The sequence below is a fragment of the Streptomyces sp. NPDC047515 genome (assembly GCF_040643055.1).
Lineage (GTDB): Bacteria > Actinomycetota > Actinomycetes > Streptomycetales > Streptomycetaceae > Streptomyces.
This window is the reverse complement of record NZ_JBEYTM010000021.1, coordinates 47,095-64,303: the sequence shown is the minus strand read 5'-3', so window position 1 is coordinate 64,303 and position 17,209 is coordinate 47,095. Positions and strand designations below refer to the sequence as shown.

Sequence of the window (17,209 nt, the reverse complement as noted above, 5' to 3'; positions counted from 1 at the left end):
CGCCCGACGGGTCCTACGCCCCGCCGCCGCGCGCCACGCAGTCGGCCAGGTGGTCGTCGACCAGGCCGCAGGCCTGCATCAGGGCGTAGGCCGTCGTGGGTCCGACGAAGCGCAGGCCGCGCTTCTTCAGGTCCTTGGCCAGCGCCGTGGACTCCGGGGTGACCGCGGGAACGTCTGTGACGGTGAGCGGGGCCGGGCGGGCGGCCGGGTCGGGGGCGTGGGACCAGATCAGCTCGTCCAGCTCACCGGCGCGCCAGTCGGCCAGCACCTTGGCATTGGCGAGGGTCGCGTCGATCTTCGCCCGGTTGCGGATGATCCCGGCGTCGGCGAGGAGCCGCTCCTTGTCGGCGTCGGTGAACTCCGCCACCGCGGCGATCTTGAACCCGGCGAAGGCGGAGCGGAAGCCCTCTCGGCGACGCAGGATCGTCAGCCAGGAGAGACCGGACTGGAACGCCTCCAGACAGAGCCGTTCGAACAGGGCGTCGTCGCCGTGGACAGGGCGGCCCCACTCGGTGTCGTGGTACGTGAGGTAGTCCTCGGTGGAGAGCCCCCACGGGCAGCGCAGGCCGCCGTCCGGGGCCGCTTCCGGGCCGCCGCTCATCGCTGGGGCTCCTCTCCCTGCTCGCCGGGCCGTCGGACGTCCTGTCCCGGGTCCTGCCGAGGGTCCTGGCGGGGCGCTTCCCACGGTGCGCGCGGACGGTCCTCCGGTGGCTCCCACGTCAGCTCCGGCCGGTCCTCCGGCCGCTTGAGCAGATCGGGGCCGCCGACCGCGGTCGCCTGCGCCCCGGCCAGCGCCGACTCCAGTTCCGCGATGCGCGCGTCCCGCTCGGCGAGCTCCGCCCCGAGCCGGTCGAGCGCCTCGTCGACATCCGTCATGCGGTAGCCGCGCACGGCCACCGGCAACCGCAGCGCCTCGACGTCCGCGCGGCCCACCGGACGCGTCGCGGGCAGCGGATCGGTCAGCCGCTCGGGCGCCACGTCCTGCAGGACGGCGCTCTTCCCCCCTCCGACCACCGCGAGGGTGACCGCGGCCACGACCACCACCATCGCCAGCAGCAAGAACCAGAACACGCGCATCTCCCCGGGAGCGGAAACCTGTCCGGGTCCGATCGTGCCATGCGGCACTGACAGTCACGGCCTCGCCCACGGCAGGGAGCGGGCCCACGACGCCCCGCGACCGCGCAGCCCGCTCCCTGTCGTGGGCGAGGCCGCTAGGGTCGCAGGCGACCCATGGGGCGATCTACCAGAGGAGAAACACGGGATGCGAAGCGGTGCGCTCAGGCTGGGCCGACGTGAATTCGGTGCGCACGAGCCGGTGATCATGGCGATCGTGAACCGTACCCCGGACTCCTTCTACGACCAGGGCGCGACGTTCCGGGACGAGCCGGCGCTCGCCCGGGTCGAGCAGGCCGTGGCGGACGGCGCGGCGATCGTCGACATCGGGGGCGTGAAGGCGGGCCCCGGCGAAGAGGTGACCGCCCAGGAGGAGGCCCGTCGCACGGTGGGGTTCGTCGCCGAGGTGCGGCGCCGCCACCCGGACGTGGTGATCAGTGTCGACACCTGGCGCCACGATGTCGGCGAGGCGGTCTGCGAGGCCGGGGCGGATGTGCTGAACGACGCGTGGGGAGGCGTCGACCCGAAGCTCGCGGAGGTCGCCGCGCGGTACGGCGCCGGTCTGGTGTGCACGCACGCGGGCGGCGCCGAGCCGCGGACCCGGCCGCACCGGGTCGCGTACGACGACGTGATGACGGACATCCTGCGGGTGACGGTGGGACTGGCCGAGCGGGCGGTCGAGCTGGGGGTGCGGCCGGACGGCATCATGATCGACCCCGGTCATGACTTCGGGAAGAACACCCGGCACTCGCTGGAGGCGACGCGTCGGCTCGGCGAGATGACCGAGACCGGGTGGCCGGTCCTCGTCTCGCTGTCAAACAAGGACTTCGTCGGCGAGACGCTCGACCGGCCGGTGAAGGAACGGGTGATCGGGACACTGGCGACGACGGCCGTCTCCGCATGGCTGGGGGCACAGGTGTACCGGGTGCACGAGGTGGCGGAGACGCGGCAGGTGCTGGACATGGTGGCCTCCATCGCGGGGCACCGGGAACCGGCGGTCGCGCGGAGAGGACTGGCGTAGCCGGGGCGCGGGGCGGCGGAACGAGGCCGACGGTCGCTCGGAGAGGGCCGGCGTAGCCGGAGCGCGGGTCAGGGCGTCCTCGGGGGCCTGCGTCACCGGGACGCGGGGCGGCGAGGACTGAGGACGCGGAAGGGGCGCAGGGGCGCCCGGGGCGGGCCTGTCCGCCGACCGCCCCTTTGCCCCTGACGGCCGGCGTGTCCGCCGACCGCCCCCTTCCCATGGCCGGGAGCCCGCCCGGACCCCGCTCCTCGGCCGCCGCGCAGGCCCGTACTACCGGGGGCCGACCTCCTTCGTCACGAGGTTGACCGCCTCGTCCACGTCGTCCGTGACGTGGAACAGCAGCAGGTCGTGCTCGGACGCCTTGCCCTGCGCCACCACCGTGTCCCGCAGCCAGTCCACCAGCCCGCTCCAGTACGCCGTGCCGAACAGCACGATCGGGAAGCGGGTGACCTTGCCCGTCTGGACGAGGGTGAGGGCCTCGAAGAGTTCGTCCAGCGTGCCGAGGCCGCCGGGCAGGACGACAAACCCCTGGGCATACTTCACAAACATCGTTTTCCGGACAAAGAAGTAACGGAAGTTCACGCCGATGTCGACGTGCGGGTTGAGCCCGGACTCGAAGGGCAACTCGATGCCGAGGCCGACCGAGACTCCCTTCGCCTCCCGCGCACCCTTGTTCGCAGCCTCCATCGCTCCGGGGCCGCCCCCGGTGATCACCGCGAAACCTGCCTCGACCAGGGCCTTGCCGATCTGTACGCCCGCCTCGTAGTCCGGCCCGCCGGCCGGAGAGCGGGCCGAGCCGAAGACGCTGATGGCGCTCGGCAGCTCGGCGAGGGCGCCGAATCCCTCGACGAACTCCGACTGGATGCGCATCACCCGCCATGGGTCGGTGTGCACCCACTCGGAGTCGCCCTCGGTGTCCAGCAGCCGCTGATCGGTGGTGCCGGGCTGTACCTGTTCCCTGCGACGCAGTACCGGTCCGAGCCGCTGCTCCTCGGGGACGTGCGCTCCCTCGGGGTTGCCCATGATCCGCTCCCTCCGACGACGATCGATGACCACCGGCGATGACCATCCGTGCTCAGGCCAGGGTAGATCCATGGAGGTTACGGACAGGGGAATACCGTGGGTCAGCTGGTGAGCCAGGAGCGGAGCCGCTCCTCGCAGTGGGTGATCCGCTCGACCACCACGTGCTCGTCGCGCTTGTGCGCGAAGAGCGGGTCGCCGGGGCCGTAGTTCACCGCGGGGACGCCGAGAGAGCCGAAACGGGAGACGTCGGTCCAGCCGAACTTCGGCCGGGCGGTGCCGCCGACCGCCGCCATGAACGCCTTGGCCGCCGGGTGGGAGAGGCCGGGCATGGCCGCTCCCGAGTGGTCGTCGACGGTGAATTCGACGACGCCGCAGTCCGCGAAGACCTCATGGACGTGGGCCAGCGCCTCCTCGGCGGTGCGGTCGGGGGCGTACCGGAAGTTCACGACGACGGTGCAGGCATCGGGGATGACGTTGTTGGCGACGCCGCCCTCGATCCGGACCGCGTTCAGGCCCTCGTGATACTCCAGCCCGTCGATGACCGGGCGGCGCGGTTCGTACGCGGCGAGCCGGGCCAGGACCGGAGCGGCGGCGTGGATGGCGTTGGAGCCCATCCAGCCGCGCGCGGAGTGGGCCCGCTCCCCCTCCATGCGCAGGAAGACCCGCAGGGTGCCCTGGCAGCCGCCCTCGACCTCGGCGTCGGAGCCCTCCAGAAGGACCGCGAAGTCGCCCGCCAGCCAGTCGGGGTGGGCGTCGGCGATGTGGCCGAGCCCGTTGAGGTGCGCGGCGACCTCTTCGTTGTCGTAGAAGACGAAGGTGAGGTCGCGGTTGGGCTCGGGCACGGTCGCGGCGATCCTCAGCTGGACGGCGACGCCCGACTTCATGTCGGAGGTGCCGCAGCCCCACAGCACGCCGTCGTCGTCGAGCCGCGAGGGGACGTTGTCGGCGATCGGCACGGTGTCGATGTGCCCGGCGAGCACGACCCGCTCGGCCCGGCCCAGGTTCGTCCGGGCCACGACGTTGTTTCCGTGCCGGTCGACGGTCAGATGCGGCAGGGTGCTCAGCGCTGATTCGATCGCGTCGGCGAGCTCCTTCTCCTGACCGCTGACCGAGGGGAAGTCGACGAGCCGGGCGGTCAGCACCGGGCCGTCCAGGGTGAGGTCAAGCGCGCTTTCGGGCATGAACCCGACCCTAATGGAAGGGGAACGGACCGGCGGGAACGGGCAGGAGGGGCTGGGCCCTCGGCCCCGGCGGAGCACTCCAGTACGGTGACTCCGTGCCCCGGACCGTCTCCCCCACCCGCCGCAGCCGCCTCTCTCGTATCGCGGCCGCTTTTGTCGTGCTCGCCGCCCTCGGCGGCTATCTGACCGTGCAGTACATATCCGGCAGCAAGGTCATCGAAGGGTGCACCGTGGAGTCCGCCGACGGTTCGGCCGGCAAGGGCCGCACCTACCGGATGAGCCCGGAGCAGGCCTCGAACGCCGCGACGATCTCCGCGGTCGGCACCTCGCGCGGGATGCCGGAACGCGCGGTGACGATCGCGCTGGCGACCGCGTTGCAGGAGTCCGGGCTGCGCAACATCGAGCACGGCGACCGGGATTCGCTGGGACTGTTCCAGCAGCGCCCCTCGCAGGGCTGGGGCACCGGGAAACAGATCCTCGACCCGGTCTACTCCTCGGGGGAGTTCTACCGGCATCTGGCCGAGGTCCCCGGCTATTCGCGGCTGCCGCTGACGGTCGCCGCGCAGCGGGTCCAGCGCAGCGGCTACCCGCAGGCGTACGCGAAGCACGAGCCGGACGCGGCCTTGCTGGCGGCGGCGCTGACCGGCCGTACCCCCGCCGCGCTGAGCTGCGCGCCGCCGCGGGCCACGGCCGCGACGGCCGATGCGGCGAAGGTGCGGGCGGAGCTGGTACGCGCGTTCGGCAAGGACGTGCTGCCCGCGAAGGCGCCGTCGACGAAGGACGGGAAGGGCGCGGCCGGTACGGCGGCGGCGAGCACGGTCTCGGTGCCGGTGCGAGCGTCCCGTGCCTCCCGGACCGAGGACCCGGAGCGACGCGGCTGGGAGCTCGCGCACTGGGCGGTCGCACAGTCCGAGCCGCTCCGCCTGGACGAGGTCGCGTACGCGGGCCGGGTGTGGCAGGCCGGGTCGGGCTGGCGGACGGACCGTGCGGAATCGGGCGCCACCGAGGTCCGCATACGACTCGCACACCCGTAGGGGCGATCCCCCTCAGGCGTCATCCGGCCACTGCGGGACGGCCCGTCGCCCGGCACCCTCACCGATACTCCTCCATTCCCGAATTCGCTTGGGAAAAAAGGGAAGTGACGGTTCATCGGACCGTTCGGGAATGCGGCGTGTGCCCGGATTCATCCGTTGCGGATTATGTGACGCATTGCCGACTCTTTACCTCGTCCCACCGCAACCTCCCCCGCCCTTTCGACGGTTGTCATGGCGTCCGGTCAACGGACTGACCGATTCCTCATCCCGTCGAAGGAGCATCATGTCCCTCCCCCTGACCCGCCGGATCGCCCGTGCCGCGCTGCTGATCGCCGCGGGTGCGGCCCCCGTGGTCGGTGCGGCCGGATCCGCAGGTGCCGCGGCGCTCCCGCAGACCCCGGAGCTCAGTGGTCTGACCACCGTCGACGGCGCCGGCCTCGGCAAGACGGTCGACGGCGCGTCCCAGCAGGGCACCAAGGCGGCGGGCGAGACCGGCGGCAAGATCGTCGGTACGACCCTCCCGGCCGCGGGCAAGACCGTCGGCAAGGCCGGTACCCAGGCCGCCCCCGCCGTCCAGAAAGCTGCCGGAGGTGCGGCGGGCAGCGCGGGCGAGGTCCTCGGCGGCGCCACCGGCGCCGCGCCCCAGGGCGGTCTGCCCATGAAGGGCCTGCCGGTCGGCTGACCCCGGTCCGTCGGCACCACACGCGCGGGGCCCCGGGAGTGCGCACTCCCGGGGCCCCGCGCGTGCGATCGCCGGGCGGTCAGGCCAGCCGCTTGACCGCGGCGGCCACCCGCTCGTCCGTCGCGGTGAACGCCACGCGTACGAAGCGGTCACCGGCCGGCCCGTAGAAGTCGCCGGGCGCCACCAGAATGCCGAGTTCCGCGAGGTACGCCACGGTCTCCCAGCACGGCTCGTCGCGGGTCGCCCACAGGTAGAGGCTCGCCTCGCTGTGCTCGATGCGGAAGCCGTGGGCCTCCAGCGCCGTGCGCAGGGCCGCGCGCCGCTCCGCGTACCGGGTCCGCTGCTCGGCGACGTGCTCGTCGTCGGCGAGCGCCACGACCGTCGCCGCCTGGACCGGGGCCGGCGTCATCATTCCGCCGTGCTTGCGGATCAGCAGCAGCTCGCCGAGCACGGCCGCGTCGCCCGCGACGAAGGCCGCGCGGTACCCGGCCAGGTTGGAGCGCTTGGAGAGCGAGTGGACGGCGACGACGCCCTCGTACGTGCCGCCGCAGACGTCGGGGTGCAGCACGGAGACGGGTTCGGCCTCCCAGCCCAGCTCCAGGTAGCACTCGTCGCTGAAGACCAGCACGCCGTGCTCTCGCGCCCAGGCGACGATCCGGGTCAGCTCGTCCTTGGCCAGGACGCGGCCGGTCGGGTTGGACGGCGAGTTGAGCCAGAGCAGCTTCAGGCCGGCCGGGTCGAGCTCGGTCGGGTCGTCGTAGACCACGGGCTCGGCGCCGCAGATCCGGGCGCCCACCTCGTACGTCGGGTAGGCCAGGCGGGGATACGCCACCTTGTCGCCCGCGCCGAGACCGAGCTGGGTCGGCAGCCAGGCCACCAGTTCCTTGGAGCCGACGACCGGCAGGACGTTCTCGTGCGCCACGGAGACCGCACCGAGCCGCCGCTCCACCCAGCCCGTGATCGCGTCACGCAGTTCGGCGGTCCCCCACACCGTCGGATAGCCGGGGCTGTCCGCCGCGGCGACGAGCGCCCGCTGGATCAGCTCGGGCACCGGGTCGACGGGCGTGCCGACGGAGAGGTCCACGATGCCGTCCGGGTGGGCGGCGGCCGTCGACTTGTAGGGCGCGAGCTTGTCCCAGGGGAAGACCGGGAGACGGGAGGAGACTGCGGACACGGATCTCTGCTTTCTCGTACGGGGATTGCTCGGGCCGCTCGGCCGTGGAAATGCCTCGGTCCCGCACGGTGACGAGCCGTACGGGACCGGGGCTGCGCACGCGTCTGCCGCTGACTACTGGTTCTGCGGCGGCAGCGCGGCGATGAACGCGTGGTCGCGTTCGATCAGGCCCAGCTTGGAGGCACCACCGGGCGACCCGAGGTCGTCGAAGAACTCGACGTTCGCCTTGTAGTAGTCCTTCCACTCCTCCGGGGTGTCGTCCTCGTAGAAGATCGCCTCGACCGGGCACACCGGTTCACAGGCTCCACAGTCGACGCATTCGTCCGGGTGGATGTACAAGGACCGCTGGCCCTCGTAGATGCAGTCGACGGGGCACTCTTCGATGCAGGCCTTGTCCTTCACGTCGACACAAGGCTGCGCGATGACGTAGGTCACGCTGTCGTTCCTCCTCGGTAGGGCGTTGGCTCTCGCGCGGGAGCGCGGCGTCGTCGATGCCCGCCCCTAGTATCTCCGTTCCCGGGCACGAACCGAACAGGAGGGGCGGAGAGAGCTGTGGAATTCACCATCGGCGGACAACTCGAAGTCCGAATTACCCCGGCTGACGTGGGCAAACGTGTATCAGTCCGGCGCGTGACCGAGCGTGGTCCGCGGGGAGCGAAGTTCACCGACACGGTTGGTGTTCTCACATCATGGGACGCTGGTGTGCTGTCGATCACAACGAAGAGCGGTGACTCCGTCCGTATCACGGAATCGACGCTGGTGGCGGGCAAGGTCGTGCCCGCCGCGCCGGCCCGGCGGCGCGGCCCCGCGGCCTCCTTCGACGAGCTCGCGCGGGTCTGTGCCCGCGCCTGGCCACCGGTGGAGAGCGAGCCGCTGGGCGACTGGCGGCTGCGCGCCGCACAGGGGTTCACCCGGCGCGCCAACTCCGTCCTCCCGCTCGGCGATCCGGGTATACCGCTCGACGAGGCACTCGGGCGCGTCCGGGGGTGGTACGAGGAGCGCGGTCTGCCCGCGTACGTCCAGACCGCGACCGGCGCCGAGGGCACCCAGGAACGGCTCTGCGCGGAGCTTGAGGAGCGCGGGTGGCGGCGCGAGGTGACAGCGGAGGTCCGCATCGCCGCCCTGGCTCCGATCGCCGATCTGGACGCCGATGTGTCGGGGGTACGGCTGAGCCGGGACCTCGACGAGGCGTGGCTCTCCCGGTATCAGCGCTTCGAGACACCGGGACCGCACGTCCTGGAGGTGCTGCGCGGCGGCCCTTCGGTGTGGTTCGCCGTCGTGCCCGGTGGCGCCGGGGATGCGGCGCCCGCAGCGATCGGACGGTGCGTGGTGGACGGGCGGTGGGCCGGTTTCATGGCCGTCGAGGTCGATCCCGCGCAGCGGCGCCGGGGGCTCGCCACCGCCGTGATGACCGCGCTCGCCCGCAAGGCCCTGGACGAGGGCGCGTCGGCGGCGTGGCTGCAGGTGGAGACGGACAACGAGGGGGCGCGGGCGCTCTACGAGGGCATGGGGTTCGCGGTCCATCATCGGTATCACCACTTCCGGCGGGCGTGACGGAGGCAGGCATCCCATGAACCCCGAGAGGGAGGATCCGCGCAGCCGGTTCGCCGAGGAGGCGCGCGCCGAGCGGCCGGACCTCGCGCTGCTCTGCCTGCTGCTGGCCGCGGTGGCCGACCCCGCGCTGGACGCGGACGGGATCGACGCGGCGCAGATCGAACTGGACGAGCTGGCGGGCCGGCTTCCGTACGGGGTGCGGGGCGGCCGGGCCTGGGCCTCGGCCCTGGCCGAACTGCTCGGCGAGCGGTGCGGCTTCGCGGGCTCGTCGGCGGACTACCACCGGCTCGGTTCGTCACTGCTCCACGAGGTGCTGCGGCGGCGGCGCGGGCTGCCGATCCTGCTGTCCGTGGTGTGGATCGAGGTGGCGCGGCGGGCGGGCGCTCCGGTGTACGGGGTGGCGCTGCCCGGTCATTTCGTCGTCGGGTTCGGCGATCCGGCCGAGCGGGTGCTGGCCGACCCCTTCGACGGCGGCCGGCCGATGACCGGGCAGGACGCGGAGCTGCTGGTGGCGGGGGCGATCGGGGAACCGCTCGACGAGTCGATGCTGGTGCCCGCGCGGCCGCTGGAGATCGTGCTGCGGATCCTGAACAACATCAGGGCGTGGGCGGCGGCCCGTCCGGAGCGGACGGATGTCGCGCTGTGGGCGGTGGACCTCTCGCTGCTGCTGCCCTCGCATCCGGCCCGGCTGCGCTACGAGCGGGCTCAGCTGCTCGTGCAGAGCGGGCAGTTCGGGCGCGGGGCCGCGGAGATGGAGGAGTACGCGGATGTGGTCGAGGGGGTCGAACCCGAGACGGCGGAAGCGATCCGGCAGCGGGCACGGGCGGCACGGGCGTTGCTGAACTGACGGGCGCGGGCGGCAGGGCGGCCGTCGGCCCCGGCGGCGGGGGCGTCGCCGGGGCCGGCGGGACGAGCTGCGGAAGCGTCGTCGCAAGGGCAGCGCGGCGGGCCGTCGCCGGATCGGCCGCCCCGGCCCACCGCGCCCCGGCCCCCGGCCCCCGTCTCAGCGCAGTTCCGTCACCGCCGCCGCCAGTACTCCGGGGGCCGGTCCCTCGTGGATGATGCCGAGTCGCTGTGTCGCCCGCGTCAGTGCCACGTACAGGTCGTTCAGGCCCCGTGTCGAACGGCCGAGGACGGCCGCGGGGTCGGCCAGCAGCACCGCGTCGAACTCCAGCCCCTTGGTCTGCCGCACGCCGAGGACCACGACCCGGTTCTCCAGGTCGGGCTCCTCCCCGTACGCCGCTCCCGGCACGGCCCGCGCCACCGCGGCCCCCAGTTCGTCGCGCCGCGCGTCGGGGACGATCACGGCGAGCCTGCCCTCGTCCAGCGCCGCCGCCTCCTTCGCGGCCAGGTCGGCGAGGGTGCGGGCGGTGTCGCGGGTGTGCAGCCGCCAAGGGGCGACACCCGTCTCCCGTACCGAGCGCGGCGGTTCGAGACCGGGGCCGAGCGCGGCGAGCACATCGGTGGTGGACGCCATGATCTCGGCGGGGGTGCGGTAGTTGACGGTGAGCGACGCCTGCCGCCACCGGTCGCCGACGTGCGGGGCGAGCGCGGACGCCCATGAGGATGCCCCGGCCTCGTCACCGGTCTGGGCGACATCGCCCACCAGGGTCATGGAACGGGTCGGGCAGCGCCGCATCAGCAGCCGCCAGGCCATCTGGGAGAGCTCCTGCGCCTCGTCGACGATGATGTGCCCGAAGACCCAGCTCCGGTCGGCGAAGGCCCGCTCGGCGACCGTACGGGTGGTGCGCTCCTCATGGCGCTCGGCGAGGGTCTGCGCGTCGACCAGTCCGGCCAGGCCGCCGTCCTCCTCGTCCGCCCCGTCGGCCGCCGCGAGGTCCAGGACGCCCTGTGCGTACGCGACGCCCTCGGCGCGCTCGTGCGCGGCGACAGCCTCGGCCGCCCGGTTGTCCTGGCCGAGCAGTTCGGCGGCCTCGTCGAGGAGGGGTACGTCGGCGGCGCTCCAGCCGCCGACGTCCGGCGTACGGAACAGCAGCCCTCTTTCCTCGTCGGTGAGTCCGGCCGCGGCCGAAGCGAGGCGCGCGGGCTGTCCGTACAGCTCGGTGAGGAGTTGCTGCGGGGTGAGCGGCGGCCACAGGGCGTCCAGCGCGGCCCGTACGTCGGCGTCAGTGGTGAGCAGTCGCCGGGCGTCCGCGATGTCCTGGGCCTCGGTGCGTTCCCGAGCGGCGGCCGAGTCGTCGTCGAGGAGCCCCGGCAGGGCCTCCAGGTCGTCGCGGACGGCACGGTCGAGACCGGCCTCCGCGAGCACCTCGGCGATGTCCGCCTCCAGCCGGTCGGCGAGCGCGCGGGTGGCCGCCACGGAGCGCCGGGCGAGCGCGGTCACCATCTCGCGCCGGAAGACGGGCGCGGCGAGGTTGTGCGGCAGCCGGGTCGCGCGGGCGGCGTCGGCGGCGCGTACGCACTCCTCGTGATCGAGCCGGACGACATCGCCGTCGAACTCGACTTCGAGCGTCACGCCCGCCGGCACCTGACGGTCGAGTACCGCCGCCGCGATCACGGCCGCCATCTCCGTACGGCCCTTGAGCTCGGCGGTCTGCGGCTCCTCGGCGCGGTCGGCCCGGATCCCCGGGTACAGCTCGCCGACGGTGGACAGCAGCACGCTGTTCTCACCGAGGCCCGGCAGGACCTGTCCGATGTATCCGATGAAGGTGGGGTTGGGGCCGACGACCAGCACACCGCGGGAGGCCAGCTGCTGGTGGGTGTAGAGCAGATACGCGGCCCGGTGCAGGGCGACGGCGGTCTTGCCGGTGCCGGGCCCGCCCTGGACGACGAGGACCCCGCGGTGGTCGGAGCGGATGATCGCGTCCTGCTCGGCCTGGAGGGTGGCGACGATGTCGTGCATGCGGCCGGTGCGCCCGGCGTCGAGGGAGGCCAGCAGGGCCGCCTCGCCGGTCAGTTCGCTGTCCGGCACTCCGTCCCGGTCGAGCACCTCGTCGTCGAGCCGGACGACCCGCCGGCCACGGGTGGTGAGGTGGCGGCGCCTGCGCACCCCGTGCGGGGCCGCGGGCGTGGCGACGTAGAAGGCGCGGGCCGCCGGGGCCCGCCAGTCGAGCAGCAGCGGATCCTCGTCGGCGGACTCCGCGGGCAGTCCGATACGGCCGATGTAGTAACGCTCCCCGTCGCGCAGGTCGAGCCGCCCGAAGCAGAGCCCGTTCTCGGCCGCGTCGTACCGCGCGACCTGTCCGGCGTACCGGGCGGCGGCGGCCTCCCGCTCCAGCCGCCCCTGCCGGGTCCCGCCGGTCTCCCGCAGCACACCGGTCAGCTGCTGCCCGGCGTACGCGCGCAGCGCCTCCACACGGGCGTGAAGCATGTCGAGATGGTCCTGCTCGTGTGTGATCTCAACTCTGGACAACGGTGTACTGACCCCCTGCGGGCGGTGGTGGGCGGCAGCCCAGGGTGCCTTACAACGGGGCGAAACGGGAGCCGTGCAGGTCCGGGCAGGTACGGGCACGGGCGGGAGGGCGCCCGGACCGGTCCGGCGGGGGCGGGAAGGCGCCGGAACGGCCCGGCACGGGAAGCGGACCGTGCCGGGCGGGTCCGGGCCGGTGTCAATCCCCTCGGGCGGCGATCCTGCGTACCGTGTGCAGCAGGTACTCCTTGCGGTTGAGCGGATCGCGGTCGGTGCGCGGCCGGTCCGGGACCGTACCGACGACGGCCCGGTAGCAGTCGAAGTCGGATTCCAGGACCCCTTCGCCACGCGTCAGGGCCGGAAGCTGCTGTTGCAGTTCATGGACCCGGGCCGCGGGAATCTCTCCCTCCAGCACACATCCCGCACCGTGCACGGCCGGCGTTCCGGGGACGGCCCGCAGCTGTGCGAGTACGGGCAGGAGCGGGCCGAGCAGGTCGGCGGGGAATTCCAGGCGGAAGCGGTGCATCGGCTCGTACACCGTGGTGCCGGCCCGCTCCAGCGCGCTCATGAGGACCAGCGGGGTCAGATTGCGGAAGTCCCCGGCGGTGCTCGACATGCTCTTGTCGAAGGCGGCGTGGGAATGGCTCTGCCTTGGCCAATAGCCGGAATGCGTCATGGTGACGACGCAATCGGTGACCTGCCAGCCGTGGATTCCCTGGCGCAGGGTCACGCCGACGGTCTCCTCCACCGCCCTCATCAGGGAGAACGGCATCGATCCCAGCTCCACCTCCAGCCGGTACGCGATACCGCTTCCGATCGGGCCGGGGTCGACGCGAAGGCCGATGGTCGCCAGAAAGGGATTGGGGTCCTGGTCGCCGACCTCGTACGCCGCACCACTGCCGTTCGGCCGCTCCAGACAAATGGTCGTGGTCTCGCGGAAGGTGACGTCGATTCCGAATTCATCGGCCAGCGTCGCCTGGATGACTTCCTTCTGCACCTCGCCGTAGAGCGAGACGGACACCTCTTTCCGGATGTCGTCCTGACGCAGATTGATCAATGGATCCTGCTCGGCGAGTTGTGCGAGCGCGAAATGCAGCTCACCCCTGCTCGCCGGAGGACGAGGGACCACGACCGATTCCAGCGTCGGCGGGGCGAACCAGCGATCCGGCGCGCGCGTCCCCGGTTCGCCGACCGTATCGCCGATCCGGATCTCACCGAGACCCCGGAGCTTCGCGATCCGGCCCGCGCCGACCGCGGGCTCGCGCACCGCCGCACCGCGGTCGAAGACGCTGATCCCGGTCACTTTCCCCGCGCCGCGCCCGTCGCCCCGTTTCCCCTCGCCCCGCTTTCCCTCACCCGTCCCGTTTCCTTCGCCCCGTCCGTCGCCGCACTTTCCTTCGCTCCGGCCGAACGGCAGCCGGTCGCGGACGCGTACCGTGCCCGAGAACATCCGGACGTACGCGATCTTCTCGCCGCCCGGCCCCCGCTCCACCTTGAAGACGGTGCCCGAGACCGGCCCGTCCGCCTCGCCCTCGCTCACCGGCAGCAGCTCCTTGATCCCGCCGATCAGGGCGTCCACTCCGGCCCCGGTGATCGCCGAGCCGAAGAACACCGGATGCACCAGCGCCCGCCCGGTCTGCACGGACAGTGCCTCGCGCAGCCTGCCGTACGGAAGGGCGGCCGCGCTCTCGACGTAGGCGGCCAGCAGCGCGTCGTCGTGATCGGTGAGCAGTTCGGTCAGCCGGTCCGTGAAGTCCGCGTCGGCGGCGGTGTACGGCGTACAGCGGGCGGCCCTGCGACCGGCCCCGTCGACCGACCCCATGGCGACGACGGCCGGGGTCAGCTTCTCGGAAATGCCGCGCAGAACGGACTCCTCCCGCGCGCCACCGCGATCGACCTTGTTGACGAAAACGAGCGTCGGAATGCGCAGGCGGCGCAGCGTCCGCATCAGAACACGGGTCTGCGCCTGGACGCCCTCCACCGCGGAGACGACCAGCACGGCACCGTCGAGCACGTTCAGCACCCGTTCCACCTCGGCAATGAAATCCGGGTGGCCGGGTGTGTCGATCAGATTGATGGTGATGTCGTCGATGGCGAACGAGACAACTGCGGATTTGATCGTGATGCCGCGTTGCCGTTCCAGGGCCAGGGAATCGGTCTGAGTGTTCCCGTCGTCGACGCTGCCGATCTCGTCGATGACACCGGCGGTGTGGAGCAGCCGCTCGGTCAGGCTCGTCTTACCGGCGTCGACATGCGCCAGAATTCCCAGATTCAGCGTGTGCACGAAACTCCATGGATTCGAGAGCGGTGGCGATTTCCGTCTGAATGAACATGAGAGTTCCGCGCATGATCTTCTCCTCGGTCGATCGACTGGTGCGGGGAGTACAGCAGGCGCCGCCCCGCACGACAACCGATTTACCGGCGGCTTCACCGCCGCCCCGCCGGGCGAAGTGGGAGGCGGCGCGGCCCATCACATCGGTGACAACGTCCGGCTCGGCGGCGGGGTCATCGTCTGCCCCGGCGTGACGATCGGTGAGAACACCGTGGTCGGCGCGGGTGCGGTCGTCACCCAGGACCTGCCGGCCGATGCAAGCATCCCGGCCTTCGGCGCGTCGCCGGTCCACAAGCACCGCCACGCGAATTCGAGGGGTGATTCCCGAGAGCACCCCATCGGACGTCGCACCTTTGCCCGTCACCGCACGCACTGAGAAAACCATCCGAACTCCCGTTGTTCCAGGCGGCGTTCACGTCAACCCGAGGGACCACCGCCGACCGGGAGGACGGCCGGACGGCGGTGCCGCCATGCTGGCAAACGGGTGGAAGGGCGCCGCCCAAACCTCGCGCGGCACCGCGTGCAGTCCAACGGGTGATAATCGGCGCTTCGCCACCCGAAGGGCCCAGGGCTTAGCTCCAATGCGGCGCGCCCCGATGGCGCGGAACCGCATTTCGGCTGACGGTGGATCACGTCGCCACTGCTCCACATTGAGTCGACACCCAGTCACTCTTCGCAGTCGCGGCGGAAGGAATGTGTTCAGATGCGCTCTGCCCGCACACTGTTCGCTTCGGCCGCTGTCACAGCGGTCCTCGCCATCACCGGCCCCTCCGCCTACGCCGTGGTCACGGCGGCGGACTCGGGGCCCACTAACGGCACCACGTCCTCGCGCGGCGATGACCAGGGACGGGACGACTACGGCGACCGCGGCGGAGACCGCGGGGGCCGGGACGACGACTACGGCGACCGCGGCGGAGACCGCGGCGGTCGCGACGAAGGTGGCCGCGGCGGCGACCGCGGACGCGACGAGGGCAGGCCCCGCGGTGGCGTCCACGCCGGCGGCGGCTTCATGGCCGGCATCGTCGCCGGTGACCACGGTGGCGACGAGGGTGGCCGCGGTGGCGACCGCGGTGGCCGCGGCGGCGACGAGGGTGGCCGCGGCGGCGACCGCGGCGGCCGTGACGAGGGTGGTCGCGGCGGCGACGAAGGCGGCCGCGGCGGCGACCACGGCCGTGGCGAGGGCAAGCCCCGTGGCGGCGTCCACGCCGGCGGCGGCTTCATGGCCCGGGTCACCACCAGCGACGAGGGCGGCCGCGGCGGCGAGGGCGGCCGCGGTGGCGACGAAGGTGGTCGCGGCGGCGACGAAGGCGGCCGCGGCGGCGACGAAGGCGGCCGCGGCGGCGACGAAGGCGGCCGCGGCGGCGACCGTGGCCGTGACGAGGGCGGGCGCGGCGGCGACCGCGGTCGTGACGAGGGCAGGCCCCGTGGCGGCGTCCACGCCGGCGGCGGCTTCATGGCCCGGGTCACCACCAGCGACGACGGCGGCCGCGGTGACGAGGGCGGCCGCGGTGACGACGAAGGTGGCCGCGGCGGCGACGAAGGCGGCCGCGGCGGCGACGAAGGTGGCCGCGGCGGCGACTACGGCGGCGGCCGCGGCGGCGACGAAGGCGGCCGCGGTGGCGACCACGGCCGTGGCGAGGGCAAGCCCCGTGGCGGCGTCCACGCCGGTGGCGGCGGGATGGCGATGACCGGTAGCAGCCTGGCCGCCGGCTCGGCGCTGCTGCTCGGTGGCGTCGGCGTCGGCGCGTACAAGCTGCGCCGCCGTCAGTCGTCGGGTGGCGCGATCGCCTGACCGGCTCCAGACCTCAGCCGGTCGTCACATTGCCGCGGCCGTCGTCCCCCGGGCGGCGGCCGCGGCGCCTTCGTTTCCCCGCCGGTCGACACCGGCCGAGCCCCGGCACACCCCTCCTCCAGCACCGCGCAAGTGAAAGGCACGTTCCCATGGCCGCCCCGCAGTCGCCCGGTTCCACCCCCACCCGGACTGCCCCCGGAACCACACTAGGCCGCGCCTTGATGTGGCCCGCCGTGACAGCCGGGCTCGGCATGCTCCTCATCTACAACTCCTTGAACACCTCGGTCGACGACAAGCCGCCGGCCCCGCCCGCCGCCGTCGCGCCCGCCATGCCCGCGCCCGAGATCCTGGGCTCCCATGCCGCACCCCCTCCCGTCACCCCGTCGGAGTCACCCGTCGGCCCGGCGATGGCGCGCTCGGCCCCCACGCGGCTGCAGATTCCGTCCATCGGCGTCAACGCGCCCTTCACCGACCTGGCCGTCGGCGCCGACGGCCGGCTGAACCCGCCGCCCGCCACCGACCCCAACCTGGTGGGCTGGTTCAAGGGCGGCGTCACCCCCGGCGAGCGCGGCGCCTCGATCGTGGCGGGCCACGTCGACACGATGACGGGCCCGGCCGTGTTCCTGCAGCTTCAGTTCCTCAAGCCGGGTGCCGCGGTCAATATCACCCGCGCCGACGGCTCGATCGCCACGTTCAAGGTCGACACCGTCGAGACGTTCAGCAAGGCGAAGTTCCCGGACAAGCGCGTCTACACCGACACCCCGTCCGCCCAGCTGCGTCTGATCACCTGCGGCGGCCCGTACAACAAGACGGTCAAGGACTACGAGGACAACGTGGTGGCCTTCGCCCACCTCGACACCCCGCAGAACGGCTGACGACCGGCGGCCGACCGCGGACTGACGCCTCGCCGGGGCGGGCGCAGGCGTGCACCGG

General features: G+C 72.6%; 15 protein-coding genes and 1 pseudogene. 7 read left to right on the top strand and 9 right to left on the bottom strand.

The genetic code is table 11. From position 1 onward, the window contains the following. Positions 1–13: 13 nt before the first annotated feature. Both ABZ826_RS19250 and ABZ826_RS19245 read right to left on the bottom strand, forming a co-directional pair. Positions 14–601: a DNA-3-methyladenine glycosylase I gene (locus ABZ826_RS19250; protein WP_361449235.1), complete on the bottom strand. Its 588-nt coding sequence runs from the start codon at positions 599–601 to the stop codon at positions 14–16. Further along, positions 598–1,077, bottom strand: coding sequence for a DivIVA domain-containing protein (locus tag ABZ826_RS19245; protein WP_361449232.1), 480 nt, complete (start codon positions 1,075–1,077; stop codon positions 598–600). The genes ABZ826_RS19250 and ABZ826_RS19245 overlap by 4 nt, the downstream gene beginning before the upstream one ends. Before the next feature lie 184 nt (positions 1,078–1,261). Here ABZ826_RS19245 and folP point away from each other — a divergent pair, with 184 nt between their 5' ends. Beyond that, positions 1,262–2,134, top strand: coding sequence for a dihydropteroate synthase (folP, locus tag ABZ826_RS19240; protein ID WP_361449229.1), 873 nt, complete (start codon positions 1,262–1,264; stop codon positions 2,132–2,134). 270 nt (positions 2,135–2,404) lie between these two features. On the opposite strand, the gene ABZ826_RS19235 is transcribed toward folP, so the two are convergent. Both ABZ826_RS19235 and dapE read right to left on the bottom strand, forming a co-directional pair. Next, positions 2,405–3,157, bottom strand: a complete 753-nt coding sequence (locus ABZ826_RS19235; protein ID WP_361449226.1) for a TIGR00730 family Rossman fold protein — start codon at positions 3,155–3,157, stop codon at positions 2,405–2,407. Positions 3,158–3,258: 101 nt separating this feature from the next. Beyond that, a complete protein-coding gene (gene dapE / locus ABZ826_RS19230) occupies positions 3,259–4,338 on the bottom strand; it encodes a succinyl-diaminopimelate desuccinylase (RefSeq protein ID WP_361449223.1) in 1,080 nt (359 codons plus the stop codon). Between the two features lie 95 nt (positions 4,339–4,433). Between dapE and ABZ826_RS19225 the strand changes: the two genes are divergently transcribed. Continuing rightward, positions 4,434–5,372: a hypothetical protein gene (locus tag ABZ826_RS19225; RefSeq protein ID WP_361449220.1), complete on the top strand. Its 939-nt coding sequence runs from the start codon at positions 4,434–4,436 to the stop codon at positions 5,370–5,372. A 283-nt stretch (positions 5,373–5,655) separates the two neighbouring features. Beyond that, positions 5,656–6,054 carry an ATP-binding protein gene (locus tag ABZ826_RS19220; RefSeq protein ID WP_361449217.1) on the top strand — a complete coding sequence of 133 codons (399 nt, stop codon included), beginning with the start codon at positions 5,656–5,658 and terminating at the stop codon, positions 6,052–6,054. Positions 6,055–6,133: 79 nt separating this feature from the next. On the opposite strand, the gene dapC is transcribed toward ABZ826_RS19220, so the two are convergent. Both dapC and fdxA read right to left on the bottom strand, forming a co-directional pair. Next, positions 6,134–7,228, bottom strand: a complete 1,095-nt coding sequence (gene dapC / locus ABZ826_RS19215) for a succinyldiaminopimelate transaminase (protein WP_361449213.1) — start codon at positions 7,226–7,228, stop codon at positions 6,134–6,136. Positions 7,229–7,342: 114 nt separating this feature from the next. Continuing rightward, the gene (gene fdxA / locus ABZ826_RS19210) at positions 7,343–7,663 is read right to left on the bottom strand and encodes a ferredoxin (protein WP_018956287.1); all 321 of its coding nucleotides are present in this window, start codon (positions 7,661–7,663) and stop codon (positions 7,343–7,345) included. Positions 7,664–7,780: 117 nt separating this feature from the next. Between fdxA and ABZ826_RS19205 the strand changes: the two genes are divergently transcribed. Next, on the top strand, positions 7,781–8,782 hold the full coding sequence (locus ABZ826_RS19205; RefSeq protein ID WP_361449209.1) for a GNAT family N-acetyltransferase: 1,002 nt from the start codon (positions 7,781–7,783) through the stop codon (positions 8,780–8,782). Positions 8,783–8,798: 16 nt separating this feature from the next. Then, positions 8,799–9,629 (top strand): transglutaminase-like domain-containing protein, encoded by an 831-nt coding sequence (locus ABZ826_RS19200; RefSeq protein WP_361449206.1) that lies wholly within the window; start codon positions 8,799–8,801, stop codon positions 9,627–9,629. Between the two features lie 156 nt (positions 9,630–9,785). Here the strand turns inward: ABZ826_RS19200 and ABZ826_RS19195 are convergent, their stop codons facing one another. Both ABZ826_RS19195 and ABZ826_RS19190 read right to left on the bottom strand, forming a co-directional pair. Continuing rightward, the gene (locus ABZ826_RS19195) at positions 9,786–12,113 is read right to left on the bottom strand and encodes an ATP-binding domain-containing protein (RefSeq protein WP_361449203.1); all 2,328 of its coding nucleotides are present in this window, start codon (positions 12,111–12,113) and stop codon (positions 9,786–9,788) included. Between the two features lie 238 nt (positions 12,114–12,351). Next, positions 12,352–14,436: a translation factor GTPase family protein gene (locus tag ABZ826_RS19190; protein WP_361449200.1), complete on the bottom strand. Its 2,085-nt coding sequence runs from the start codon at positions 14,434–14,436 to the stop codon at positions 12,352–12,354. Positions 14,437–14,588: 152 nt separating this feature from the next. Here ABZ826_RS19190 and ABZ826_RS19185 point away from each other — a divergent pair. Next, positions 14,589–14,860 (top strand): annotated as a pseudogene (locus tag ABZ826_RS19185) (DapH/DapD/GlmU-related protein); the annotation flags it as partial. A gap of 36 nt (positions 14,861–14,896) precedes the next feature. On the opposite strand, the gene ABZ826_RS19180 reads toward ABZ826_RS19185, so the two are convergent. Further along, on the bottom strand, positions 14,897–16,147 hold the full coding sequence (locus ABZ826_RS19180) for a hypothetical protein (RefSeq protein WP_361449197.1): 1,251 nt from the start codon (positions 16,145–16,147) through the stop codon (positions 14,897–14,899). 278 nt (positions 16,148–16,425) lie between these two features. Here ABZ826_RS19180 and ABZ826_RS19175 point away from each other — a divergent pair, with 278 nt between their 5' ends. Further along, entirely contained in the window at positions 16,426–17,151 is a 726-nt protein-coding gene (locus ABZ826_RS19175; protein WP_361449194.1) for a class F sortase, read from the top strand. The last annotated feature ends 58 nt before the right edge of the window (positions 17,152–17,209 follow it).

What these genes read in the sequence shown, in the direction of transcription:
- ABZ826_RS19175 (WP_361449194.1), top strand. Translation starts at nt 16,426, where the DNA reads ATGGCCGCCCCGCAGTCGCCCGGTTCCACCCCCACCCGGACTGCCCCC.
- ABZ826_RS19245 (WP_361449232.1), bottom strand. Translation starts at nt 1,077, where the DNA reads ATGCGCGTGTTCTGGTTCTTGCTGCTGGCGATGGTGGTGGTCGTGGCC.
- ABZ826_RS19220 (WP_361449217.1), top strand. Translation starts at nt 5,656, where the DNA reads ATGTCCCTCCCCCTGACCCGCCGGATCGCCCGTGCCGCGCTGCTGATC.
- ABZ826_RS19200 (WP_361449206.1), top strand. Translation starts at nt 8,799, where the DNA reads ATGAACCCCGAGAGGGAGGATCCGCGCAGCCGGTTCGCCGAGGAGGCG.
- ABZ826_RS19235 (WP_361449226.1), bottom strand. Translation starts at nt 3,157, where the DNA reads ATGGGCAACCCCGAGGGAGCGCACGTCCCCGAGGAGCAGCGGCTCGGA.
- ABZ826_RS19250 (WP_361449235.1), bottom strand. Translation starts at nt 601, where the DNA reads ATGAGCGGCGGCCCGGAAGCGGCCCCGGACGGCGGCCTGCGCTGCCCG.
- dapE (WP_361449223.1), bottom strand. Translation starts at nt 4,338, where the DNA reads ATGCCCGAAAGCGCGCTTGACCTCACCCTGGACGGCCCGGTGCTGACC.
- ABZ826_RS19195 (WP_361449203.1), bottom strand. Translation starts at nt 12,113, where the DNA reads ATGCTTCACGCCCGTGTGGAGGCGCTGCGCGCGTACGCCGGGCAGCAG.
- folP (WP_361449229.1), top strand. Translation starts at nt 1,262, where the DNA reads ATGCGAAGCGGTGCGCTCAGGCTGGGCCGACGTGAATTCGGTGCGCAC.